This window comes from Streptomyces kanasensis, assembly GCF_043077165.1.
Taxonomy (GTDB): Bacteria; Actinomycetota; Actinomycetes; order Streptomycetales; family Streptomycetaceae; genus Streptomyces; species Streptomyces changanensis.
In genome coordinates, this window is record NZ_JBIBSF010000003.1 from 586,078 (window position 1) to 609,335 (window position 23,258).

Consider the following 23,258-nt stretch of genomic DNA (forward strand, 5'->3'; position numbering starts at 1 on the left):
GGTGCCGCACTGGGAAGACCCGGCAATTCTCCCCGCGTGTCCACCTGGCATTGCACGGACCGGATTCTTTTCCGGGATTTTCCCCGGGCGTCCCGCGGATGTGCCGTTGCCGGCCTTCCGTGTCCGCGTGCCGCGGGGAGGGGAGCGGGCCTCCCGGGTGCGCGCGTGTCTTCCTTCAAGATCACCCCTGGTCGTTTGTGGGATCCTCTGGAAATCTACTCGCGTAGAATTTGTAGGCAGGTACGCTGAGGGAACCGCCCACGCAACACACCACCGGGAGTGCCAGTGGCACGCGTCGTAGTCGACGTCATGCTCAAGCCGGAGATCCTCGACCCGCAGGGACAGGCGGTGCAGCGTGCACTGCCCCGCCTCGGTTTCGAGGGGATCGCGGACGTCCGCCAGGGGAAGCGCTTCGAGCTGGATGTGGAGGGCCCGGTCGACGAGGCCGCCCTCGCCCGCATCCACGAGATGGCCGAAACATTCCTTGCCAACACCGTCATCGAGGACTTCGTCGTCAAGGTGGAGGAGGCGTGACCTCTCGCATCGGAGTCGTCACCTTCCCCGGGACGCTCGACGACCAGGACGCCCTGCGCGCGGCCCGCCTCGCCGGTGCCGAGCCGGTTCCGCTCTGGCACCGCGACAAGGACCTCCACCAGGTCGACGCCGTGGTCCTCGCGGGCGGCTTCAGCTACGGCGACTACCTCCGCGCCGGAGCGATCTCCCGGTTCTCGCCGGTCATGGAGACGATCATCGAGCAGGCCCGCGCCGGCATGCCCGTGCTCGGCATCTGCAACGGCTTCCAGATCCTCACCGAGGCACACCTGCTGCCCGGCGCGATGCTGCGCAACAACCACCTGCACTTCGTCTGCCGCGACCAGAAGCTGCGCGTGGAGAACGCCGGCACCGCCTGGACCGCCGACTACGAGCAGGGCCAGGAGATCTCGGTCCCGCTGAAGAACATGGACGGCCGGTACGTCGCCGACGAGCGCACGCTCGACGAGCTGGAGGCCGAGGGCCGGGTCGCGTTCCGGTACCTCGACGTGAACCCCAACGGCTCGCTGCGCGACATCGCAGGCATCACCAACGCCGCGGGCAACGTCGTCGGCCTGATGCCGCACCCCGAGCACGCCGTCGAGCCCCTCGTCGGCACGGGCCGCACGGACGGCCTCGGATTCTTCACCTCGATCCTCAAGAAGCTGGTCAACGTCTGATGAGCCTCGACACCGTCAAGCACGCCACCGAGACCCCGGACGTCGAGCAGCCGTGGGCCGAACTCGGCCTGAAGAAGGACGAGTACGAGCGCATCCGCGAGATCCTCGGCCGCCGCCCGACCGGCGCCGAGCTGGCGATGTACTCCGTCATGTGGTCCGAGCACTGCTCGTACAAGAGCAGCAAGGTCCACCTGAAGCAGTTCAGCGAGAAGAAGCCGCAGTCCGACGCCATGCTCGTCGGCATCGGCGAGAACGCCGGCGTCGTCGACGTCGGCCAGGGGTACGCGGTGACCTTCAAGGTCGAGTCGCACAACCACCCCTCGTACATCGAGCCCTACCAGGGCGCCGCCACCGGCGTCGGCGGCATCGTCCGCGACATCCTCGCCATGGGCGCCCGTCCCGTCGCGGTGGTCGACCCGCTGCGCTTCGGCGCCGCCGACCACCCCGACACCAAGCGCGTCCTGCCGGGCGTCGTCGCCGGCATCGGCGGCTACGGCAACTGCCTGGGCCTGCCCAACATCGGCGGCGAGGTCGTCTTCGACTCCTGCTACCAGGGCAACCCCCTGGTCAACGCCGGCTGCATCGGCGTGATGAAGCACGAGGACATCCACCTCGCCAAGGCCTCGGGCCCCGGCAACAAGGTCATCCTCTACGGCGCCCGCACCGGCGGCGACGGCATCGGCGGCGTCTCGGTCCTCGCGTCCGAGACCTTCGACGACACGAAGCCCACCAAGCGGCCCGCCGTCCAGGTCGGCGACCCCTTCCAGGAGAAGCTCCTCATCGAGTGCACCCTGGAGATCTTCCGGGAGAAGCTCGTCGCGGGCATCCAGGACCTCGGTGGCGCCGGCCTGTCCTGCGCCACGAGCGAGCTCGCCTCCGCCGGCACCGGCGGCATGCGGGTCGAGCTGGACACCGTGCCGCTGCGCGACGCTTCGCTCTCGCCGGAGGAGATCCTCATGAGCGAGTCGCAGGAGCGCATGTGCGCGATCGTCGAGCCGCAGCACGTCGACCGCTTCCTGGAGATCTGCGAGAAGTGGGACGTCATCGCCACCGTCATCGGTGAGGTGACCGACGGCGAGCGCCTGGAGATCTTCTGGCACGGCGAGCAGATCGTGGACGTGCCCCCGGGCACGGTCGCCCACGAGGGCCCGACGTACCACCGCCCGTACGAGCGTCCCGCGTGGCAGGACGCCCTCCAGGCGGACGACGCGAACGCGCTGCCCCGGCCCGCCACGGCGGAGGAGCTGCGCGAGCAGGTCCTGAAGCTGGTCGCCCACCCGAACCAGGCCTCCAAGGCGTGGATCACCGACCAGTACGACCGGTTCGTGCAGGGCAACACCGTCCTCGCCCAGCCCGAGGACTCCGGCATGATCCGCATCGACGCGGAGACCAACCTCGGCGTGGCCATCGCCACCGACGGCAACGGCCGGTACGCCAAGCTCGACCCGTACGCGGGCGCGCAGCTCGCGCTGGCGGAGTCGTACCGCAACGTCGCCGCCTCCGGCGCCCGGCCGCTCGCCATCTCCGACTGCCTGAACTTCGGTTCGCCCGAGGACCCGGCCGTCATGTGGCAGTTCGCCGAGGCCACCCGCGGCCTCGCGGACGGCTGCCTCCAGCTCGGCACGCCGGTGACCGGTGGCAACGTCTCGCTGTACAACCAGACCGGTGACACCGCCATCCACCCGACGCCGGTCGTCGCCGTCCTCGGCGTGATCGACGACGTGACCCGCCGCACGCCCATCGCCTTCGCCGAGGAGGGCCACCTCCTGTACCTGCTGGGCGACACGCGTGAGGAGTTCGGCGGCTCGGCCTGGTCCGAGGTCGTCCACGGGCACCTCGGCGGTCTGCCGCCGAAGGTGGACCTCGACCGCGAGAAGCTGCTGGGCGAGATCCTCATCTCCGCCTCGCGCGACGGCATGGTCGACGCGGCGCACGACCTGTCCGACGGCGGACTCGTCCAGGCCGTCGTCGAGTCGTGCCTGCGCGGCGGGAAGGGCGCCCGGCTCGTCGTCCCGGACGGGCTCGACGCGTTCACGTTCCTCTTCAGCGAGTCGGCGGGCCGCGCGGTCGTCGCCGTCCCGCGCAGCGAGGAGCTCCGCTTCACCGACATGTGCGGCGCGCGCGGCCTGCCCGCGACCCGCATCGGTGTCGTGGACGGCGACACGATCGACGTCCAGGGACAGTTCGGCATCCCGCTGGACGAGCTCCGCACGGCCCACGAGGCGACCATCCCGGGCCTGCTGGCCTGAGACCCGCCCCGTCCCGCCGCCCGCTGTCCCGTCCGCCCCGCCGCCCCCGCGCGGCGGGGCGCCGGGCGCCGGCGCCGTCGGGCGCCGGGGCTGTCGGCCGGGTCGCCGCGGGCCGGGGCCGCGGGACGCCGGGCTGCCCCAACACCCGCGCCCGACCGCGCCGTACGGGGTGGTGCGCCGGTAGCCTCGGGGCATGCCACAGCCGAGGAAGCGCCCCCGCAGCTACGACCCCGCGAAGACCCGCGCCGCGGTCACGGCGCAGTTCGCGCACGTCCACGAGGGCGTCGCACGGCTCACCCCGGAGCAACTCGCCCTGCCGACGCGGCTGGGCGAGTGGACCGTACGCGAACTGGCCGCGCACGTCGCCATGGTGCTCCGGTCCGTCATCCGCGGCGTGGCGGCGCCCGAGCCGTCCGTCCGGGACGTGGTCCTCCTCGACTGGCCCGCCGCCACCCGGCAGTACGCCGCCGCCGTGGACGAGGACACCCGCGAACTCGCCGAGGCGGCCGTCGGACCCGACGGGCTGCCGGAGCTGTACGCCCGCACCGCCGAGGAGTTCGCCGCCGCGCTGGCGGACGCGCCCGGCGACCGGCTGATCGTGACGCGCTTCGGCGGCATGCCGCTGGCCGACTTCCTCGTGACCCGCACGGTCGAGCTGACCGTGCACACCGACGACCTCAACGCCGCGACCGGGCTGGCCGTCCCGCACGACCGGCAGGCCCTCGCCACCTGCACCCGCGTCCTCGCCGACGCCCTCGCCCTCAAGGCACCGGGCGGCTCCGTGGAGCTGCGGGTACCGCCCCACGCCGTCGTGCAGTGCGTGGAGGGCCCCCGGCACACCCGCGGCACACCGCCGAACGTCGTCGAGACCGACCCGCTCACCTGGACCCGGCTCGCCACGGGCCGCACCTCGTGGGCGGAGGCGGTCGACGCGGCCCACGTGCGCGCCAGCGGTGAGCGCGCCGACCTGGCCGTCTGGCTCCCCGTCCTCGGCTGACCCGCCGGCGTCGACCCGGGGCCGCGGGCCCCTCCGACGCGCCACCCGGGCCCCTCCGACGCCGTCCACCCCCGGGCTCCCCTCCAGGGGCGTCCCGTGGCCCGCGGGGAGGGCTCCAGGGGCCCGCCCCGGGCGCCCGGCCGTGCCCCGCGCGGCCCCGTGCACCAGCCCCTGGCCGCCCGTCGTACGGGTCCCAGGCGTCGTGCGAGGCCCCGCGGGGTCCCCGGGGCGCCCGGGCCACCGGAAGACCCCAGGGGCGCAGGGGGCGGAACCGACGCGCGTCCCCGCCCGTCACATCCGCATGCGGACCACGAAGACTCTCCTCCCCGCCCTGGCCGCCGCCGTCGCGCTCGCCGGCTGCGCCACCACCGAGGGCCCCGGCGAGCGCCCCGACATCCCCGTCACCGGTGTGCACTGGACGGTCGACTCCCTCACCGTGGACGGCCGCAGGACGGCCTCCCCGGCCCCCACCGCGTACGTCGAATTCCAGCCGGGCGGGCGCTCGGCGGGCAACGCCGGGTGCAACAGCTTCACCGCCGCGGCGACCGTCGACGGCGACACCGTCACCGTCGGCAGGAGCACCCGCACCCAGATGGCCTGCGACGGGCCGGTACAGGGCTTCGAGAACGCCTTCCTCAAGGCGTTCACCGGCCGGCTGGAGGCCCGGCTCGACGACGACCGCCTCACCCTCACCACCCCGGACGGCGACACCATCGCCCTCACCGAGCAGCCCGCCGCGCCCCTCGCCGGCACCACCTGGCACGTCGACTCGCTCCTGGAGGGGAAGACGGCCACGTCACTGCCCGCCGGCACCGAGGGCCGGGCGCACCTGACGGTCGCCGACGACGGCACCGCGCGCGGCAACCTCGGCTGCAACAACTTCACCGCCACCGTGAAGACCGGCTCCGGGAAGCTGACGTTCGGCCCCCTCGCCGTCACCCGCAAGATGTGCACCAAGCCGCAGATGGAGCTGGAACAGCACCTGTACGGGACGCTGAGCAGCGGGACCGTGACGTTCCGGATCCAGCACCGGGCACTCACGGTCACCGCGCAGGACGGCTCCGGATTCGCCGCGCGGGCCACGGCCCGGTAGGGGTGCGAGGTCCGTCACACCGCGGGCGGGGCCGCGGGGCTCCCGGGAGCGGCGAAAGGCCGCCTGGTCAGGGGCCCCGTCCCGCCCGCGCCCCGCGGGGGCGGGACGGCCCCATTCGGACCAGTGGTCGATCTCGCCTACACTCGGTGGTGTGCCACGTGGTGACGGTCGACTCAATCACGATCTGCTTCCCGGCGAAAAAGGCCCCCAGGACGCTTGCGGCGTCTTCGGTGTCTGGGCTCCGGGCGAAGAGGTCGCAAAGCTCACGTACTTCGGGCTCTACGCCCTCCAGCATCGGGGTCAGGAATCCGCGGGAATCGCGGTAAGCAACGGCTCCCAGATCCTCGTCTTCAAGGACATGGGCCTGGTTTCCCAGGTCTTCGACGAGACTTCCCTCAGCTCGCTCCAGGGTCACATCGCGGTCGGTCACGCCCGCTACTCGACCACCGGGGCCTCCGTCTGGGAGAACGCCCAGCCCACTTTCCGGGCCACGGCGAACGGCTCCATCGCCCTCGGGCACAACGGCAACCTGGTCAACACGGCCGAGCTCGCCGGGCTCGTCGCCGACCTGCCCAAGAAGGACGGCCGCTCCACCCAGGTGGCGGCCACCAACGACACCGACCTCGTCACCGCGCTCCTCGCGGGGCAGGTCGACGCCGACGGCAAGCCGCTGACCGTCGAGGAGGCCGCCGCCGCGGTCCTCCCCAAGGTCCAGGGCGCCTTCTCCCTCGTCTTCATGGACGAGCACACCCTCTACGCCGCCCGCGACCCGCAGGGCATCCGCCCGCTGGTCCTCGGCCGGCTGGAGCGCGGCTGGGTCGTCGCCTCCGAGTCCGCCGCCCTCGACATCTGCGGCGCCAGCTACGTCCGCGAGGTCGAGCCGGGCGAGATGATCGCGATCGACGAGAACGGCATCCGCACCTCCCGATTCGCGGAAGCGAAGCCCAAGGGCTGTGTCTTCGAGTACGTGTACCTGGCCCGTCCCGACACGGACATCGCCGGCCGGAACGTCTACCTCTCCCGTGTGGAGATGGGGCGGAAGCTCGCCGCCGAGGCCCCGGCCGAGGCGGACCTCGTCATAGCGACGCCGGAGTCAGGCACGCCCGCGGCGATCGGCTACGCCGAGGCGAGCGGCATCCCCTTCGGCGCCGGTCTGGTCAAGAACGCGTACGTCGGCCGGACCTTCATCCAGCCGTCCCAGACCATCCGCCAGCTGGGCATCCGCCTCAAGCTGAACCCCCTGAAGGAAGTCATCAGGGGCAAGCGCCTGGTCGTCGTCGACGACTCGATCGTCCGCGGCAACACCCAGCGCGCGCTGGTACGGATGCTCCGCGAGGCGGGCGCCGCCGAGGTCCACATCCGGATCTCGTCCCCGCCGGTGAAGTGGCCGTGCTTCTTCGGCATCGACTTCGCCACCCGCGCCGAGCTGATCGCCAACGGCATGACGGTCGACGAGATCGGCAAGTCCCTGGGCGCCGACTCGCTCGCGTACATCTCGCTCGACGGCATGATCGAGGCGACCACGATCGCCAAGCCGAACCTCTGCCGCGCCTGTTTCGACGGCGAGTACCCGATGGAGCTGCCCGACCCCGAGCTGCTCGGCAAGCAGCTGCTGGAGACGGAGCTCGCCGCGGGCCCGGCCGCCACGGCCGCCGCCGACGCCCTCCGCCGCCCGTAGGCACCCCCCACCCCCGCTGTACGACACGAAAGTTCTGTAGCCATGTCTCAGGCCACCAGTGCCACGGGCGGCGGCGCCAGCTATGCCGCCGCGGGCGTCGACATCGAGGCGGGCGACCGCGCCGTCGAGCTGATGAAGGAGTGGGTGCGCAAGACGCAGCGCCCGGAGGTCCTCGGCGGCCTCGGCGGGTTCGCCGGCCTCTTCGACGCCTCCGCCCTCAAGCGCTACGAGCGCCCCCTCCTCGCCTCCGCCACCGACGGCGTCGGCACGAAGGTCGACATCGCCCGCCGCATGGGCGTGTACGACACCATCGGCCACGACCTGGTCGCGATGGTCATGGACGACATCGTGGTCTGCGGCGCCGAACCGCTCTTCATGACGGACTACATCTGCGTCGGCAAGGTGCACCCCGAGCGGGTCGCCGGCATCGTCAAGGGCATCGCCGAGGGCTGCGTCCTCGCCGGCTGCGCCCTGGTCGGCGGCGAGACCGCCGAGCACCCCGGCCTCCTCGGCCCCGACGACTTCGACGTCGCCGGCGCCGGCACCGGTGTCGTCGAGGCGGACCGCCTGCTCGGCGCCGATCGCATCCGTACGGGTGACGTCGTCATCGCCATGGCGTCGTCGGGTCTTCACTCCAACGGGTACTCGCTCGTCCGCCACGTGCTCTTCGACCGGGCCGGCATGGCCCTGGAGCAGCAGGTCGACGAGCTCGGCCGGACCCTCGGCGAGGAGCTGCTGGAGCCGACGAGGATCTACTCGCTGGACTGCCTCGCGCTCACCCGCACCACGGACGTCCACGCCTTCAGCCACATCACCGGCGGCGGCCTCGCCGCGAACCTGGCGCGGGTCGTCCCCGACCACCTGCACGCCACGGTCGACCGGTCGACCTGGGCCCCCGGCGCGATCTTCGACCTGGTCGGCACGGCCGGTCGGGTGGAGCGGCTGGAGCTGGAGAAGACCCTGAACATGGGGGTCGGCATGATGGCCGTCGTCCCCGCCGACTCCGTCGACGTGGCCCTGACGACCCTCGCCGACCGGAACCTCGACGCCTGGGTCGCCGGTGAGATCACCGAGCGCGGCGACCACTCGACCGGCGCCGCCCTCACGGGTGACTACGCGAGCTGAGCAGCGCAGAAACCCGGTCCGGGGCGGGCCCCGGACCGGGTGGAGAGTGTGCGGGCGTCAAGCGCCGCGACGCTGCGATGACGGACCGGACTCGTCGTCCCCGTCATCGTCGTCGTTGTACAGCTCCGCGTAGCGGGCGTACGGGTCGTCTTCCTCGTCGTCGTCCTCGAACGGCTCTCCGTTCGGAGGCTGACTCGAAGTCGATGCGCCCAGCTCGCTGGCCAGCCGTGCGAGGTCAGTCCCACCGCTGTTGTACTTCAGCTGGCGGGCGACCTTCGTCTGCTTGGCCTTGGCCCGGCCGCGCCCCATGGCTCGACCCCCTCGGTGACGGGGCTCGACGGCCCCAGAGTCTTGACACGCGTTCATGATGCGGAACGGACTCCCCGTGGAGAGACCGGCCCGTGGGCTTCAACGGTACCTGCTTCCGCGGCCATACGGTACGCCGCCCGCATGACGCGCCCCGGAGCCGGACCTGCGAGGCGCCCCGTCCTCGCTGGTCAGCTGCGATTTTAACCTCTTCCCGAGGTCGACCCGCCGACCGGCGTGAGCCATCTCTCTCCGACGGCCGCTCGCCGCTGTACGAACACACCAACCCGGAGCGCGTCCGGGAGGTCGTCGAGGGCGCGCAAGGTGCCGCCCGCCGGGCCGCCCTGTCAAGGGCGCCTTCCCGGCGGGCGTACGCAGCGTGTCCGGACGGCTCCGCGGCGGGGTCAGCGGCGGCGGGCCTCCGCCATCCGCTGCTCGGCGATCCGGTCGGCGGCGGCGGCCGGCGGGATGCCGTCTTCCTTCGCACGTGCGAATATTGCCAGCGTCGTGTCGAAGATCTTCGTCGCCTTCGCCTTGCACCGGTCGAAGTCGAAGCCGTTCAGCTCGTCGGCGACCTGGATGACGCCACCGGCGTTGACCACGTAGTCGGGCGCGTAGAGGATGCCGCGTTCGGCGAGGTCCTTCTCGACGCCCGGGTGCGCGAGCTGGTTGTTGGCCGCGCCGCACACCACCTTCGCGGTCAGGGCGGGCACGGTGTCGTCGTTCAGCGCGCCGCCGAGCGCGCACGGCGCGTAGATGTCCAGGCCCTCGGTGCGGATCAGCGCGTCCGTGTCCACGGCCACCCTGACCTGCGGGTACGCGTCGGTGATCCGGCGCACCGACTCCTCGCGCACGTCCGTGACGACGACCTCGGCGCCGTCCTTCACCAGGTGCTCGACCAGGTAGTGGCCGACCTTGCCGACGCCCGCGACGCCGACCGTGCGGCCGCGCAGGGTGGGGTCGCCCCACAGGTGCTGGGCGGAGGCGCGCATGCCCTGGAAGACGCCGAAGGCGGTGAGGACCGAGGAGTCGCCGGCGCCGCCGTTCTCGGGGGAGCGGCCGGTCGTCCAGCGGCACTCGCGGGCGACGACGTCCATGTCGGCGACGTACGTGCCGACGTCGCACGCGGTGACGTACCGGCCGCCGAGGGAGGCCACCATCCGGCCGTAGGCCAGCAGCAGTTCCTCGGTCTTGATCTGCTCCGGGTCGCCGATGATGACGGCCTTGCCGCCGCCGTGTTCCAGGCCGGCCAGAGCGTTCTTGTACGACATGCCGCGGCTGAGGTTCAGCGCGTCGAGGACGGCCTCCGCCTCCGTGGCGTACGGGTAGAAGCGGGTGCCGCCCAGGGCCGGGCCCAGGGCGGTCGAGTGGAGGGCGATGACGGCCTTCAGGCCCGAGGCGCGGTCCTGGCACAGCACGACTTGCTCGTGGCCCCCCTGCTCCGAGTGGAACAGGGTGTGCAGGACGCCGTCGGTCACATCGGTCACGGTGGTGACTCCCAAGTACGAAGCGGCGGAATGAGGCCCTCCGGGGGTGGGGAGGGACCTGCTCGGGATGAGGGTAAGTCCTACCTGCGCGTAGATCCGATGCAGTGCGCAGGATCACCCCCTCCCGGAGTACGGGACGGTGCCGGCGTGGAAGGATTCCCGGCATGGCGGCTGTCTCCTCGGTCCTCGTCCCGTACGCCTCGTACCTGCGGGTGTACGAGCCCCTGGACGCCTTCCCGGAGCCCGAGCGGGGCCACTGGGCCCGCTACGCGCCGGTCGCCCTGCGGGGCGGGACGCCGACGGCCCAGGACGAACTGCGCCGCTCCCTCGCCGATCTGCTGCCGACGCCGCCGGTGCCGGTGCCGGTGCACGAGAGCGGCGACGCCTTCGTGGTGGAGCGCGACGGCGTGGTGTGCGTCTGCCCGTGGCGGACCCGGCTGCGCGGCTGGCTGGCCCTGGAGGAGCTGTCCGAGCTGCTGCCCCCGCCCGTGCTGGACGCGGCGCTGCCCGCGGTGGTGCGGGGCCAGGCGGCGGCGGACTTCGAGCGGTGGCGGGAGCGGAACCCGGACGCCCGGCCGTGGATCCGGGGCGCGGTGTGGCAGGTGCCGGTGCGCTGGTTCGTCCTCTTCGCGGACGAGGAGCGCGAGTACGTGCCGGGGGAGGGGGCGGGCAAGCCGCCGCTGCTTCGGTACCGCACGCCGATGGTCGAGGCGCGCCGGCGGGTGGCGCGGGGGCTGCGGGCCCTGCGCCAGGCGGTCGACGAAGGGCCCCTGACCGAGGGGCTGGTGGACGTCGGGCGGTGGCTGGAGGAGTTCCACCCGCGTTCGCTGGTCGAGCTCGACTACGGGGGCCTCGTGCACGCCCTGCCGGCGGAGCGGCTGGCGGAGGACCGGTCGGTCGCGGACGTGACGGCCGCCATCGCGGCGCTGCGGGACGGCGACGGGACGGGCGCGGGGACGGCGTACGAGCGGCTGACGACGCGGTGGCGGACGGTCCGGGACCTGCGCTTCGCGAACTGAACCGGAAGATTCCCAAGTGGGGCTATTGCGCCGGAGGCTGTTGCACCTGAGTCTTGTGTGACGTGCGTGCCCTGAAGGTCGATGGTCCCGATCCGGGTCTTTGCCTCAAGGGTGATGAATCGCACTAACAGTGGCTCTTGCGTCCATCGCCCGACCTCATGCCAAAATAGGACAAGGAGTCCGGGGAGGGCTCCTTCCGTCCAGCTTTGGGCGGAAGGCTCAGCATTGCACGCTATGGGGGGTCTGGTGGCTCCTGATCGCTCTGTGACTGATCGTCACTGTGACGTGACTGTCCGCTATGGCATGGTCCATCGGCTTCCGCCGCTGATGGACACCTGAGAGGGCAATTCCATCGGTTTGGCCGAACGTGGCTGGACAGATGGTGTAGTTGTAGTGCCGAGGACAAGCCGTTCGTCCTATAACCGACTCGGCCCGCGTCTGCCATTTCGGGCAACGCGGGTCAAGGTGCAGAATTTAGAGGAAAGAACCGAGAACGTCGGTTCTCCCGAGGAGGCCGCTCATGACCGCTCGCACCCCTGATGCTGAGCCGCTGCTGACCCCCGCTGAGGTTGCCACGATGTTCCGCGTGGACCCGAAGACGGTGACCCGCTGGGCGAAGGCCGGCAAGCTCACGTCCATCCGCACGCTGGGTGGACACCGCCGGTACCGCGAGGCAGAGGTCCGTGCGCTGCTCGCGGGTATTCCGCAGCAGCGTAGCGAGGCCTGAGACACCCCTGTGAACCGGGCTCTTCCGGGTCCCCCAACCCGGGCCGCCCACCCCTTGCACCACTGACGGACGCCCGCCCCAACGGGCCGAAGGTCACCGATCGCGCTGGACTCCGCCGGGTCCGGCGCGATCTTTTTTCGTTCCCGCCTCCCGTCGTCCCGACGGTGCAATTGCACGTATTAAATCGGGCTGGTGTAGGCGCGGGATAAGTGGAGGGGTTTCTCGAACGAGCTCCGTGACTCGCGTCACACTCCTGACGCCCCCTCGGGCGGTTCGCGCGACCCCCGCCGGGTCCGCGCCCGCCCGCCGGACGGGCCCGCCCCGCACGGTCTCGTGGGGCGCGCACGCCCCCGTACGCCTCACGCGCACCCCGCACCTCTCGCGCGCGCCCACCGGACGGGCCGTCAGGCGGGCTCGGACCGGACCTCCCGGGACGGGGACTGCTCGGTGAGCGCGGCGAGCTGGGCGAGGCGGTGGCACACGGCGCAGCGCCGGGTGAGGTGGCGGTAGCCGGAGGCGGCCGCCAGGTGGGCGCGCAGGAGCGCGCGGGTCTCGTGCCGTGCCGTCGCAGTCGCCATGCGCGTCACCTCCGGGACAGGGCGCCGGTGCCCTCCTGTCTGGGTACCGGTCCCGTCATCCGCCGTCAAGACGGTCGGCACGCACCCGCGCCCCGTACGGGCCTCTGAGCGGCGCGGACGGCCCCGTACGGGCTGAGGGGGGATCAGATGTCCGGGAGCGTGCCGGGGCGGCGCAGGGAGCGCCCCGCCGGTGGAGCGCCGGGGGTGTGAGCCGGGGAGCCGTCGAGGCGTGAACCGGGAGCGGGGGGGTGTGCGGTGGAGAGGGCGACCGCGGGGGCCGTACCGGTGAGGGAGGCGCGCGGAGGCCGGGCCCGGGCACACGAACGAGGGCCCGCACCGTGTGGTGCGGGCCCTCGTATCACTGCGGTCCTGACGGGATTTGAACCCGCGGCCTCCACCTTGACAGGGTGGCGAGCACTCCAAACTGCTCCACAGGACCAGGTTTCGCGGCCGTTGTTCCTTGGCTGCGAGCAAGACTGTACAGCAGGTCGGACCACCAGGTCGAACTCACTCCTGGCGACCGCACCGTCACGGCGCCGCCGCGTCGATCGCCTTCACGATCCGCTTGTCCGAGACGGGATACGCCGTGCCCAGCGCGTGCGCGAAGTAGCTGACGCGCAGCTCCTCGATCATCCAGCGGATGTCGAGGACCTCCTGCGGCACCGGCCGCCCCTTCGGCAGCTGCTCCAGGAGCCAGGCGTACTCGTCCTGCATCTCGTGGACCTTCTCCATGCGCGTCGTGTCGCGCTGCACGGACGTCGGCATCTGCTGCAGGCGGCGGTCCACCGCCACCAGGTAGCGCATCAGGTCAGGCAGGCGCCGCAGCCCCGTCCTCGTCACGAAGCCGGCCGGCACGAGGGCCGCCAGCTGCTCGCGGACGTCGCGCACGTTGTCCACCAGGGCGAGGCTGTTCGTGGCCTTCAGCCGGCGCTCGCACGCCTGCCAGGCGGCCAGGATCTGCTGGACCTGGTCGACCGTACGGATCGTCAGCTCCACCAGGTCGGCGCGGACCTTGTCGTACAGCTTGCGGAAGGACTCCTCGTCCCAGGCGGGGCCGCCGTGCTCGGCGATCAGCCGGTCCGCCGCGGCGGTCGCGCAGTCGTCGAACAGCGCCTGCACGGAGCCGTGCGGGTTGCGGGACAAAGCGAGCTTCTGCTGGTTCGTCAGCCGGTCGGAGGCGAACTTCGCCGGGTTCACCGGGATGTTCAGCATGATGAGCTTCCGCGTGCCCCGCCACATCGCCCGCGCCTGCTCGGCCTCGGTGTCGAAGAGCCGGACGGCGACCGTCTCGCCCTCGTCGACGAGGGCCGGGTACGCCTTCACCGGCTGGCCGGCCCTGCGCGTCTCGAAGACCCGCGTCAGCGTGCCGATCGTCCACTCCGTCAGGCCGGTGCGCTCCAGCGACCCGCCCGAGCCCGAGGGGCCCGCCGTCGCGGCCGCGGCGGCCTTCGACAGGGCCTGCCGGGCCTTCGGGCGCAGCCGCAGCTTCAGCGCCTCCAGGTCCTTGTCCTCGGCGAGCTTGCGGCGCCGCTCGTCGACGATCCGGAACGTGATCTGCAGGTGGTCGGGGACCTTCGCCCAGTCGAAGTCGTCCGCGGAGACCGGCACGCCCACCATGCGCTGCAGTGCGCGGGCGAGGGTCTCCGTCAGCGGCTCCTGCCCGGGTGCGGCCTGCTCCAGGAACCTCCGCGCGAAGTTCGGCGCCGGCACGTAGTTGCGGCGGATCGGCTTCGGCAGCGAACGGATCAGCTCCGTCACGACCTCCTCGCGCAGGCCCGGGATCTGCCAGTCGAAGTTCTCGTCCACGACCTGGTTGAGGACCTGGAGCGGGATGTGGACGGTGACGCCGTCGGCGTCCGCGCCCGGCTCGAACTGGTACGTCACGCGGAACTTCAGCGCGCCCTGCCGCCACGTGTCGGGGTAGTCGTCCTTGGTGACCGCCCCGGCCCGGTCGTTGATGAGCATCTCGCGCTCGAAGTCGAGCAGTTCCGGCTCGTCCCGGTGCTTGTGCTTCCACCACGAGTCGAAGTGGGCGCCGGACACCACGTGCTCCGGCACGCGCTGGTCGTAGAAGTCGAACAGCGTCTCGTCGTCGACGAGGATGTCGCGGCGCCGTGCCCGGTGCTCCAGCTCCTCGACCTCGGTCAGCAGCCTGCGGTTGTCCGCGAAGAACTTGTGGTGGGTGCGCCAGTCGCCCTCCACCAGCGCGTGGCGGATGAACAGCTCCCGCGACACCTCCGGGTCGATGCGGCCGTAGTTCACCTTGCGGTCGGTGACGATCGGCACGCCGTACAGCGTCACCTTCTCGTACGCCATGACGGCCGCCTGGTCCTTCTCCCAGTGCGGCTCGGAGTACGTGCGCTTCAGCAGGTGCCCGGCGAGCGGCTCGATCCAGTCGGGCTCGATGCGGGCGTTGACCCGCGCCCACAGCCGGGACGTCTCGACGAGCTCGGCGGACATGACGAAGCGCGGCGGCTTCTTGAAGAGCGCCGACCCGGGGAAGATCGCGAACTTGGCGCTGCGGGCACCGAGGTACTCGTTCTTCGCGCCGTCCTTGACGTCCTTCATGCCGACGTGGGAGAGCAGGCCGGCGAGGAGCGAGACGTGGACGCGCTGCTCGTCGGCGTCCTCCTCGTTGAGGTGTATCCCCATCTGCTTGGCGACCGTGCGCAGCTGGCTGTAGATGTCCTGCCACTCACGGATGCGCAGGTAGTTGAGGTACTCCGTCTTGCACATCCGGCGGAACGCCGACGACGACAGCTCCTTCTGCTGCTCGCGGACGTACCGCCAGAGGTTCAGGAAGGCGAGGAAGTCGGACGTCTCGTCCTTGAACCGGGCGTGGCTCTGGTCGGCCTGCGCCTGCTTCTCGGCGGGCCGCTCGCGCGGGTCCTGGATGGACAGGGCGGCCGCGATGACCATGACCTCACGGACGCAACCGTTCCGGTCGGCCTCCAGCACCATCCGGGCCAGGCGCGGGTCGACGGGCAGCTGCGCCAGCTTGCGGCCCGCCGGCGTCAGTCGCTTCTTCGGGTCCTTCTGCGCGGGGTCGATCGCGCCGAGCTCCTGGAGGAGTTGCACGCCGTCGCGGATGTTGCGGTGGTCCGGCGGGTCGATGAAGGGGAACTTCTCGATGTCGCCGAGACCGGCCGCCGTCATCTGCAGGATGACGGAGGCGAGGTTCGTCCGGAGGATCTCCGCGTCCGTGAACTCCGGGCGGGAGAGGAAGTCGTCCTCGCTGTACAGGCGGATGCAGATGCCGTCCGAGGTGCGGCCGCAGCGGCCCTTGCGCTGGTTGGCGCTGGCCTGGCTGACCGGCTCGATCGGCAGCCGCTGCACCTTGGTGCGGTGGCTGTACCGGGAGATCCGGGCCGTGCCCGGGTCGATGACGTACTTGATGCCGGGGACCGTCAGCGACGTCTCGGCGACGTTCGTCGCGAGGACGATCCGGCGCCCCGGGTGCGCCTGGAAGACGCGGTGCTGCTCGGCGTGGGAGAGCCGCGCGTACAGCGGGAGCACCTCGGTGTTCCGCAGCTTCCGCTTGACCAGTGCGTCCGCCGTGTCGCGGATCTCGCGCTCGCCGGAGAGGAAGACGAGGACGTCGCCCGGCCCCTCGGCCTGGAGCTCGTCGACGGCGTCGCAGATCGCGGTGATCTGGTCGCGGTCCGCGTCGTCGGAGTCCTCTTCGAGGAGCGGGCGGTAGCGGACCTCCACCGGGAACGTCCGGCCGCTGACCTCGACGATCGGCGCGTCGCCGAAGTGCCGGGAGAACCGCTCGGGGTCGATCGTCGCGGAGGTGATCACGACCTTGAGGTCCGGGCGCCGCGGCAGCAGCTGGGCCAGGTAGCCCAGGAGGAAGTCGATGTTGAGGCTGCGCTCGTGGGCCTCGTCGATGATGATCGTGTCGTACGCGCGCAGGTCGCGGTCGGTCTGGATCTCGGCGAGCAGGATGCCGTCCGTCATCAGCTTCACGAACGTGTCGGAACCGACCTGGTCCGTGAAGCGGACCTTCCAGCCGACCGCCTCGCCCAGCGGCGTCCCCAGCTCCTGGGCCACCCGCTCGGCGACCGTGCGGGCCGCGATCCGCCGCGGCTGCGTGTGCCCGACCATGCCGCGCACGCCGCGGCCGAGCTCCAGGCAGATCTTCGGGATCTGCGTGGTCTTGCCGGAGCCGGTCTCACCGGCGACGATCACGACCTGGTGGTCGCGTATCGCCTCCGCGATCTCGTCCTTCTTCTGGCTGACCGGCAGCTGCTGCGGATACGTGACCGCGGGCACGCGGGACGCCCGCTCGGCGGTGCGCGCGGCACCCTTCGCCGCCTCGGCGGCGATCTCGTCCAGGACGGCCTGCCTGGCCTCGGGCTTACGGATGCGGCGGGCGCCTTCGAGACGGCGGCCGAGCCGGTGCGCGTCGCGCAGCGAGACCTCGGCCAGCAGGGTCTGGAGGTCGGCGAAGGAAGTAGACATACCGTGTCCCAGGATCTCACCCGCGGCTCGGGAGTGGCGAACCCATTTCCCCGTACCATTTCGGGCGAGCCGACACCAGCCGCCGCGATCAGGAAGGCGCCCGACCCGATGCCCCGTACCGACACCCGGCGGCGCCGCCCGGCGCCGCTCGTGCCGGTGCTGGTGGGCGCGGTGCTCGGCCTCCTGCTCTGCGCCGGCGGGTGGTGGGCCGGCGCCCTGCCCGCGGCGACCGGGGCGCAGCCCGGGCGGGCGACGGTGACCACCGCGGCCGCGTCCGGGGCGTCGGCGGCCACCGGCGTGTCCGAGGTCTTCACGGCGCCTGCGGTCTCGGCGGCGTATGCGGGGCCCGCGGTGCCCGCGGTCTTCCGGGCGCCTGGGGGCGCTGTGGTGCCTGCGGTCTCCGTGACTCCCGCCGTCTCCGTTGCCTCTCTCGCCTCTTTCGTACCGGTGCCCTCCGCCGCGCCGGGCTTCTCCGCCGCGCCGGGCTTCTCGGCCGTCCCCGCGCGGGCCGCCGCCCCCGGCGACCCCGCCGGCGCCGGTACGCCCGGCTGCGACGACGGATCCCGCTCCGGCGACGGCGGCCTGGCCCCCGCCACCCTGCCCCGCGGCCCGTCGCCCGGCGAGCTGCTCCCCGCGCCGTACGACGGGCGCGGCGCCGCGCACGGGACCGGATGCGCGGTGGGGGAACCGGCCGGCACCACCCCCGGGCGTGCCCCGCCCGGTCTCGTCCCGCCCTCCCCGATGGACCTGTCGATCCTGCGCGTGTAGCCGGCGCCCCGCCGCCGCGCCCCACCCTTCCCGTCCGCACACCGCAGGAGATCCACCATGTCCCCGAAGTCCCCGAAGTCCCCGGCCCCCACCCCGTCCCCGTCCCCGTCCCCGGCGTCGGCGTCGGCGTCGGCGTCGGCGTCGAGGAAGCCGTCCCCGGCGAAGGAGCCGTCCCGGGTGAGGCCGTACCTCATCGGCGCCGGCGTCGCGGCCGCCGCCGCACTGCTCGCCTTCGCCTCGTACACGGCCACCAAGCCCGAAGACCGGGACGCGGCGGGCACGGCCGCCTCCGCCCCGGCGTCCGCCGCCGCGGAGGAGGGCGTCTACCCGCAGTGGGAGGAGCTCGCCCGCCGGGACGCCCGGGACGGCCTGGCCGTGGGCCGCGCCGACGCCCCGGTGGTGATGATCGAGTACGCCGACTTCCGGTGCGGGTACTGCGGGAAGTTCGCCCGGGACACCGAGCCGCAGCTGATCGAGAAGTACGTCGACACGGGCGTCCTGCGCATCGAGTGGCGCAACCTCCCGATCTTCGGCGAGGAGTCGGAGCGCGCCGCCCGGGCCGCGTGGGCGGCGGGCCGGCAGGGCAGGTTCTGGCAGTTCCACAAGGCCGCGTACGCCGAAGGGGCGAAGGAGAAGGGCTTCGGCGCGGACCGGCTGGCCGAGCTGGCCCGGCAGGCCGGCGTCCCCGACGTCGCCCGCTTCTCCCGCGACCTGGACGGCCCGGCGGCCCGGCGGGCGGTCGAACGCGACCAGAAGGAGGGGTACGAGCTGGGTGCCGCCTCCACGCCGTCGTTCCTGATCAACGGGCGCCCGATCGCGGGCGCGCAGCCGTTGGAGACGTTCACGGCCGCGATCGACGCGGCGGCGGCGAAGGCCGGCCGGTGACGGACATCGGCTACCTGGCCGCCTTCCTCGGCGGTCTGCTGGCACTGCTGAGCCCGTGCAGCGCCCTGCTGCTGCCGGCGTTCTTCGCGTACTCCGTCGACTCGACGGCGCGGCTGATCGCGCGCACGGGCGTCTTCTACGCGGGCCTGGCGACGACCCTCGTGCCGCTGGGCGCCGCGGGCTCCGTCGCCGGGCGCTTCTTCCAGGGCAACCGCGACCTGCTCGTCACGGGGGGCGGCTGGCTGATCATCGCGCTCGGCGTCGCCCAGGTGCTGGGCTTCGGTTTCGCGCCGCGCCGGCTCACGGAGGCGAGCGGCCGCATCCGCCCCACGTCGGCGGTGTCGGTGTACGCGCTCGGCCTGGTCTACGGCCTGGCGGGGTTCTGCGCGGGCCCGATCCTCGGCAGCGTCCTGACGGTGGCGGCGCTGGGCGGCAGCGCCCTCTACGGCGGTCTGCTGCTGGCCGTGTACGCGCTGGGCATGGCGGTGCCGCTGTTCGCGCTGGCCCTGCTGTGGGACCGGTACGACCTGGGTCGCCGCCGTTGGCTGCGCGGCCGCCCGGTGCGGCTGGGCCGGCTGGAGCTGCACACCACGTCCCTGCTGTCGGGCGGGTTCTTCGTCCTGCTGGGCGGGATGTTCCTGGCCTTCGACGGCACGACGGCCCTGCCGGGGCTGCTGTCGGTGGACGCCTCGTTCGCGGCCGAGCAGTGGGCGGCCCGCGCGGGCCGCGCGGTCCCGGACTGGGCGCTCCTGCCGGGCGTCGTCGCGGTGGTCGCGGTGGTGCTGGGCGTGCGCGGCCGGCGCCACCGGGAACGCGCCTGACCCGGGGGGTCGGCGCCTGACCCCGGGGGAGCGCGCCTGACCCGAAGGGACGGCGGCGGGGCCGGGAGACGGTGGGCCCGGGGAGACGGCGGCGGGGCCGGGAGTCGCTAGGCGCCGCCGCCGAGGACCTCGCCGAACAGCTCGGTGAAGCGGTGCTTCCACTTGTGCCGGCGATTGCAGTACCGGCGCGGGAAGAACCGGCGCTCCAGCCTTACCGGCCGGTCGCACCACTTGCACGGCAGCGTGCGGCCCTGGTTCGCGTACTCCCCCATGGGGGCGACTCTAGCGACCGGTCCGGTCCGGCGAGCGGCGGGGAACGACGAAAGGCCCCGTCCGGAGACGGGGCCTTTCGGCTGGTGGCTGGGGCCGGGGTCGAACCGGCGACCTTCCGCTTTTCAGGCGGACGCTCGTACCAACTGAGCTACCCAGCCACGCGACTCTGACGAGTCGCAGCGGTCCTGACGGGATTTGAACCCGCGGCCTCCACCTTGACAGGGTGGCGAGCACTCCAAACTGCTCCACAGGACCAAGCTTCGTGCGAGACCAAGTCTCGCACACGGTAATGCGTGCCCCCAACGGGATTCGAACCCGTGCTACCGCCTTGAAAGGGCGGCGTCCTGGGCCACTAGACGATGAGGGCTAAGGGCCCGCCTGGGCGCTTCGTCAGCGCGTCGGGGACGTGAGAAGCATATGGGATGCGGGGACGGTTCGCCAAAACGGTTTCGCGGGGGCGGGGCGGTGGCGGTGGCGAGACGCGCGGAGCGCCGGGGCGCGGGACGCCGGGACGGGTCACCGCGACGGGGTGCCCGGTGCGGCGGTGGGCTCCCGCGACGGCGCGGCGGGTGCCGGGGACGGGCTGCCGGGCACCGGGGTGGGGGACGGAGACGGGGCGGGGGACGGGCTCCCGGCCGAGGGGACGGGTTCCGGTTCCACCAGCGCGTCCTCCGGGACGTGGCGGGCGACCTCCGCCGTGGTCAGCCCGAGCCCGCCCAGCGTGATCTCGTCCCACGCCTGGAGGCGCCGGGTGTCCCGGTCCAGGTACAGGACCGAGGCGTGGACCCGCTCCGGTTCGTCCTTCTCGACCGCGCGCAGGCCGCCGCCGCCCGTCGATCCCTCGATCTTGAGGCGTGTGCCGTTCGGCAGGACCTCGTTCACGCGCCGGTGCACGTGGCCCGCCAGGACCAGCGGGACCGCGCCGTCCGTCTGGTGGGCGGCGACGGGGTTGTGGGCGACCGCGACGTCCACGGGCGTGCCCGCCCGCGTCTGCGCCCGAAGCGACTCCGCCAGGCGCCGGCCCGCGTCCCGCTCGGCGTCGTCGCCCGCCGGTACGACCGTGCGGTCCGGTGTGAACTGCGGGTCGCCGACGCCCGCCACCCGCACCCCGGCCACCGTGACCGCCCGCCCGCCGTCCAGGACGTGCACGTTCCGCAGGCCGCCCAGGTACTTCTGGGTGTCCATCGAGTCGTGGTTGCCGCGCACCCACACGTACGGCGCGCCGAGGTTGCTGATGGGGTTCAGGAAGACGTTCTCCGCGGTGCTGCCGTGGTCCATGGTGTCGCCCGAGTCGATGATCAGGTCGATGCCGTACTGCTCCACGAGCGAGGCGACGATGTGCCAGGCCGCCGGGTTGAGGTGGATGTCCGAGACGTGCAGCACCCGGATCGTCGCCGGGTCGGGCTGGTACGTCGGGAGCGTGGACGTCGCGTCGTACAGCTTGGTCACGTTGGTGACGAGCCGCGCCAGTTCCTTCTGGTAGACGTCGAACTCGGTGACGATCGAGCGGGCGTTGCCCACGACCGCCGGGGCGCTGCTGAGCAGGCCGGAGAAGCGCGGTTCGAGGACGGACTTCGGGTTCCACGTCGCGTACGCGGTCGCGCCCGACGCCGCGAGCAGCGTGAGCGCGAGGCCGCCGGCGGCGAGCGCGCGGCGGGGCCTGCGGTAGACCACGAGCCCGAGCGCGGTGGCGCCGGTGACGACGGCGACGCAGGAGCGGAGGGCCAGCTCGCGGGTGCCGTCCACCACGTCGCCCGTGATCTCCTCCTGGAGGCCGGAGATCCGCTCGGGGTGCTCGACCAGCACCTGTGAGCGCACCGGGTCCAGCTGGTCGACGTCCACGTCGAGGCGGATGGGGCCGGTGTGCGAGTCCAGCTCCAGGGCGCCCAGCGGCGAGACGTTGATCTTCGTGCCGCCGGTGAGGGACGGGCGCAGCGTCATGCTGGTGTCCATCGGCCCGACCGGCGTACGGACGCTGCCCACGACCAGCAGTCCCAGCCAGGCCCCCGCGACGACCACCGCCAGCAGCCCGACGGCGCGGACGGCCCGCCGTGCCGCGGGACGGCGGGTCCCGGCGGGGTCGCGGGGCGCCGCCGGCCGGCCCCCGGGACGGGCGCCGGGGCGCACACGGTGCCGCACGCGGCGCACGGCTCGGGCGATACGGACGTACGGGGTACGGGCGACGGCTCGGGCCATTGGGGCCGTATGCCCTGCACGGTGCGCGGCTATGCCCGGGCGGCCGCCGCATCCACGACAATGGCGGAGTGCTGGAGATGACGCGCGAGGAGTTCGAGGAACTGGTGGCCGAGGCGCTCGACCGGATCCCCCCGGAACTCACCCGGCTGATGGACAACGTCGCCGTGTTCGTGGAGGACGAACCCTCCGCGGACGACCCCGACCTGCTCGGCCTGTACGAGGGGACGCCGCTCACCGACCGGGGCGAGTGGTACGCGGGCGTGCTGCCCGACCGGATCACGATCTACCGGGGGCCGACCCTGCGGATGTGCGACTCCCGCGAGGACGTGGTCGCCGAGACGGAGATCACCGTCGTCCACGAGATCGCCCACCACTTCGGCATCGACGACGCCCGGCTGCACGAACTGGGGTACGGCTGACGGACCCGCCGTCCGGGCGTGTCCCCCGCGGGCGCCCGGGAGTTGGGCAGGGAAACCCCGTCCCCGCCCTGGAGGTGCCCCCGTGCGCCAGCTGCCCGCCCCCGTCCGATGGGCCGTCACCGCCGTGGCGGTGGTGGCCTCCGCCGGCTCCGTCAGCGGCTGCATGAGCGTCTCCGACGACAGCTCCCGGCCCCGGCCCACCGAGTCGGTGGACCCCTCCGGGGCGGCCGCGGCCGAGGCGGACAGCGGGGTCGCCGCCCCGGGCGGGCAGCACGGGCCGCGCGGCGGAGCGGACGATCCCGACACGCCCGGCGACGACACGGCCGCCGGCACCCGCCCGTCCCGGGCGCCGGCCGCGTCCGCCGCGCCCTCCGCGGGGCCCGCGGCGAGCGCCAGGCCCGGCGGGGGCCACGGCGCCGACCCCGCACCCGGCCCCGGCCCCGGCCCCGGCACGGGCGGCTCCGGCGGCTCCGGGGGCGGTACGGGGCCGAGCGGACCGCCGCCGGAGCCGTCCGTGCCCGCCCCGCCGCCGGAGCCGACGCCCACGCCGACGCCGTCCGGCGAGCCGCCCGCGCCCGAGCCGTCGGAGCCGCCCACCGCGTCGCCGTCCGCCGAGACCCGCACCGAGGCGCTGCACCGCGCGGACCGGTCCGCGTCCCGGTGGACGGAGCCGGCCGCGTCACCGCAGATCGCACCCGCCTGAGCACCGCCTGAGCACCGCCGGGGGCACGGCTGGGCGCGGGGCCGGGCGGGGCCCGGGGTTCGTGCTCGGGTCCGTGCTCGGGACGGTGGTCCGGGCGGGGTCCGGGCGTGTGGCCCGGGTGTGTGGCCCGGGCGTGAGGGGGACTGGGTCCGGGTGAGGTGCGGACCGGGTGGGTGTGAGGCCGGATGGGGTGGGGTGTTTCGGGTGGCGCCGGGCGGGATCCGTCGGTTTCGGAGCTCGTGCCCCGGACGGGGTCGGG

General features: G+C 72.9%; 20 protein-coding genes and 4 tRNA genes. 14 read left to right on the plus strand and 10 right to left on the minus strand.

What is annotated here, in order from left to right; genetic code table 11:
• The first annotated feature begins 285 nt into the window (after positions 1–285).
• The 7 genes from purS (at position 286) to purM (ending at position 8,353) form a co-directional block, all read left to right on the plus strand.
• Positions 286–534 (plus strand): phosphoribosylformylglycinamidine synthase subunit PurS, encoded by a 249-nt coding sequence (gene purS / locus ACF053_RS11490; protein ID WP_345690819.1) that lies wholly within the window; start codon positions 286–288, stop codon positions 532–534.
• Positions 531–1,211 carry a phosphoribosylformylglycinamidine synthase subunit PurQ gene (gene purQ / locus ACF053_RS11495; RefSeq protein ID WP_391953653.1) on the plus strand — a complete coding sequence of 227 codons (681 nt, stop codon included), beginning with the start codon at positions 531–533 and terminating at the stop codon, positions 1,209–1,211. The genes purS and purQ overlap by 4 nt, the downstream gene beginning before the upstream one ends.
• Positions 1,211–3,460, plus strand: a complete 2,250-nt coding sequence (gene purL / locus ACF053_RS11500; protein WP_391953654.1) for a phosphoribosylformylglycinamidine synthase subunit PurL — start codon at positions 1,211–1,213, stop codon at positions 3,458–3,460. The genes purQ and purL overlap by 1 nt, the downstream gene beginning before the upstream one ends.
• A 193-nt stretch (positions 3,461–3,653) precedes the next feature.
• Positions 3,654–4,457, plus strand: a complete 804-nt coding sequence (locus ACF053_RS11505; RefSeq protein WP_391953655.1) for a maleylpyruvate isomerase family mycothiol-dependent enzyme — start codon at positions 3,654–3,656, stop codon at positions 4,455–4,457.
• Positions 4,458–4,758: 301 nt separating this feature from the next.
• Positions 4,759–5,550 carry an META domain-containing protein gene (locus tag ACF053_RS11510; RefSeq protein WP_391953656.1) on the plus strand — a complete coding sequence of 264 codons (792 nt, stop codon included), beginning with the start codon at positions 4,759–4,761 and terminating at the stop codon, positions 5,548–5,550.
• 151 nt (positions 5,551–5,701) lie between these two features.
• Entirely contained in the window at positions 5,702–7,228 is a 1,527-nt protein-coding gene (purF, locus tag ACF053_RS11515) for an amidophosphoribosyltransferase (RefSeq protein WP_391953657.1), read from the plus strand.
• A 42-nt stretch (positions 7,229–7,270) separates the two neighbouring features.
• Positions 7,271–8,353 (plus strand): phosphoribosylformylglycinamidine cyclo-ligase, encoded by a 1,083-nt coding sequence (purM, locus tag ACF053_RS11520; RefSeq protein ID WP_391953658.1) that lies wholly within the window; start codon positions 7,271–7,273, stop codon positions 8,351–8,353.
• 57 nt (positions 8,354–8,410) lie between these two features.
• Here the strand turns inward: purM and ACF053_RS11525 are convergent, their stop codons facing one another.
• Entirely contained in the window at positions 8,411–8,662 is a 252-nt protein-coding gene (locus tag ACF053_RS11525; RefSeq protein ID WP_058942884.1) for a DUF3073 domain-containing protein, read from the minus strand.
• Between the two features lie 401 nt (positions 8,663–9,063).
• Positions 9,064–10,146, minus strand: coding sequence for a Leu/Phe/Val dehydrogenase (locus ACF053_RS11530; protein ID WP_391953659.1), 1,083 nt, complete (start codon positions 10,144–10,146; stop codon positions 9,064–9,066).
• Between the two features lie 164 nt (positions 10,147–10,310).
• On the opposite strand from ACF053_RS11530, the gene ACF053_RS11535 reads away from it, so the two are divergent.
• Positions 10,311–11,165 (plus strand): hypothetical protein, encoded by an 855-nt coding sequence (locus ACF053_RS11535; RefSeq protein ID WP_391953660.1) that lies wholly within the window; start codon positions 10,311–10,313, stop codon positions 11,163–11,165.
• Between the two features lie 520 nt (positions 11,166–11,685).
• The gene (gene bldC / locus ACF053_RS11540; RefSeq protein WP_003949541.1) at positions 11,686–11,892 is read left to right on the plus strand and encodes a developmental transcriptional regulator BldC; all 207 of its coding nucleotides are present in this window, start codon (positions 11,686–11,688) and stop codon (positions 11,890–11,892) included.
• Positions 11,893–12,296: 404 nt separating this feature from the next.
• Here bldC and ACF053_RS11545 read toward each other — a convergent pair whose 3' ends face one another.
• The 3 genes from ACF053_RS11545 to hrpA form a co-directional block, all read right to left on the minus strand.
• Complete coding sequence (locus ACF053_RS11545) at positions 12,297–12,470, minus strand: DUF6274 family protein (RefSeq protein ID WP_391953661.1); 174 nt, start codon at positions 12,468–12,470, stop codon at positions 12,297–12,299.
• Positions 12,471–12,834: 364 nt separating this feature from the next.
• Positions 12,835–12,909, minus strand: a tRNA-Asp gene (locus ACF053_RS11550).
• Between the two features lie 89 nt (positions 12,910–12,998).
• Positions 12,999–16,934, minus strand: coding sequence for an ATP-dependent RNA helicase HrpA (hrpA, locus tag ACF053_RS11555; protein WP_391953662.1), 3,936 nt, complete (start codon positions 16,932–16,934; stop codon positions 12,999–13,001).
• A 108-nt stretch (positions 16,935–17,042) separates the two neighbouring features.
• Between hrpA and ACF053_RS11560 the strand changes: the two genes are divergently transcribed.
• From ACF053_RS11560 to ACF053_RS11570, 3 genes are all read left to right on the plus strand, one after another.
• On the plus strand, positions 17,043–17,702 hold the full coding sequence (locus tag ACF053_RS11560; protein ID WP_391953663.1) for a hypothetical protein: 660 nt from the start codon (positions 17,043–17,045) through the stop codon (positions 17,700–17,702).
• Between the two features lie 177 nt (positions 17,703–17,879).
• Complete coding sequence (locus ACF053_RS11565) at positions 17,880–18,587, plus strand: DsbA family protein (protein WP_391953664.1); 708 nt, start codon at positions 17,880–17,882, stop codon at positions 18,585–18,587.
• Positions 18,584–19,408 carry a cytochrome c biogenesis CcdA family protein gene (locus tag ACF053_RS11570; protein WP_391953665.1) on the plus strand — a complete coding sequence of 275 codons (825 nt, stop codon included), beginning with the start codon at positions 18,584–18,586 and terminating at the stop codon, positions 19,406–19,408. The genes ACF053_RS11565 and ACF053_RS11570 overlap by 4 nt, the downstream gene beginning before the upstream one ends.
• A 107-nt stretch (positions 19,409–19,515) precedes the next feature.
• Here the strand turns inward: ACF053_RS11570 and ACF053_RS11575 are convergent, their stop codons facing one another.
• The 5 genes from ACF053_RS11575 to ACF053_RS11595 all read right to left on the minus strand — a co-directional run bounded on the left by ACF053_RS11575 (position 19,516) and on the right by ACF053_RS11595 (position 21,877).
• Positions 19,516–19,680 (minus strand): hypothetical protein, encoded by a 165-nt coding sequence (locus ACF053_RS11575; protein WP_157901883.1) that lies wholly within the window; start codon positions 19,678–19,680, stop codon positions 19,516–19,518.
• A gap of 82 nt (positions 19,681–19,762) precedes the next feature.
• A tRNA-Phe gene (locus tag ACF053_RS11580) sits at positions 19,763–19,839 on the minus strand.
• Positions 19,840–19,861: 22 nt separating this feature from the next.
• Positions 19,862–19,936: transfer RNA gene (locus tag ACF053_RS11585), tRNA-Asp, on the minus strand.
• A gap of 39 nt (positions 19,937–19,975) precedes the next feature.
• Positions 19,976–20,048 (minus strand) — tRNA-Glu (locus ACF053_RS11590).
• A 149-nt stretch (positions 20,049–20,197) separates the two neighbouring features.
• The gene (locus tag ACF053_RS11595) at positions 20,198–21,877 is read right to left on the minus strand and encodes a metallophosphoesterase family protein (protein ID WP_391953666.1); all 1,680 of its coding nucleotides are present in this window, start codon (positions 21,875–21,877) and stop codon (positions 20,198–20,200) included.
• Positions 21,878–21,945: 68 nt separating this feature from the next.
• Between ACF053_RS11595 and ACF053_RS11600 the strand changes: the two genes are divergently transcribed.
• Together ACF053_RS11600 and ACF053_RS11605 are read left to right on the plus strand one after the other, a co-directional pair.
• Positions 21,946–22,296 (plus strand): metallopeptidase family protein, encoded by a 351-nt coding sequence (locus ACF053_RS11600; RefSeq protein WP_228983271.1) that lies wholly within the window; start codon positions 21,946–21,948, stop codon positions 22,294–22,296.
• A gap of 82 nt (positions 22,297–22,378) precedes the next feature.
• Entirely contained in the window at positions 22,379–22,999 is a 621-nt protein-coding gene (locus ACF053_RS11605) for a hypothetical protein (protein ID WP_391953667.1), read from the plus strand.
• The last annotated feature ends 259 nt before the right edge of the window (positions 23,000–23,258 follow it).

Bases quoted from the DNA above. Each gene is read 5' to 3' on its own strand.
- purL (WP_391953654.1), top strand. From the start codon at position 1,211: ATGAGCCTCGACACCGTCAAGCACGCCACCGAGACCCCGGACGTCGAG.
- ACF053_RS11505 (WP_391953655.1), top strand. From the start codon at position 3,654: ATGCCACAGCCGAGGAAGCGCCCCCGCAGCTACGACCCCGCGAAGACC.
- ACF053_RS11510 (WP_391953656.1), top strand. From the start codon at position 4,759: ATGCGGACCACGAAGACTCTCCTCCCCGCCCTGGCCGCCGCCGTCGCG.
- purM (WP_391953658.1), top strand. From the start codon at position 7,271: ATGTCTCAGGCCACCAGTGCCACGGGCGGCGGCGCCAGCTATGCCGCC.
- ACF053_RS11525 (WP_058942884.1), bottom strand. From the start codon at position 8,662: ATGGGGCGCGGCCGGGCCAAGGCCAAGCAGACGAAGGTCGCCCGCCAG.
- ACF053_RS11535 (WP_391953660.1), top strand. From the start codon at position 10,311: ATGGCGGCTGTCTCCTCGGTCCTCGTCCCGTACGCCTCGTACCTGCGG.
- bldC (WP_003949541.1), top strand. From the start codon at position 11,686: ATGACCGCTCGCACCCCTGATGCTGAGCCGCTGCTGACCCCCGCTGAG.
- ACF053_RS11545 (WP_391953661.1), bottom strand. From the start codon at position 12,470: ATGGCGACTGCGACGGCACGGCACGAGACCCGCGCGCTCCTGCGCGCC.
- hrpA (WP_391953662.1), bottom strand. From the start codon at position 16,934: ATGTCTACTTCCTTCGCCGACCTCCAGACCCTGCTGGCCGAGGTCTCG.
- ACF053_RS11560 (WP_391953663.1), top strand. From the start codon at position 17,043: ATGCCCCGTACCGACACCCGGCGGCGCCGCCCGGCGCCGCTCGTGCCG.
- ACF053_RS11575 (WP_157901883.1), bottom strand. From the start codon at position 19,680: ATGGGGGAGTACGCGAACCAGGGCCGCACGCTGCCGTGCAAGTGGTGC.
- ACF053_RS11595 (WP_391953666.1), bottom strand. From the start codon at position 21,877: ATGGCCCGAGCCGTCGCCCGTACCCCGTACGTCCGTATCGCCCGAGCC.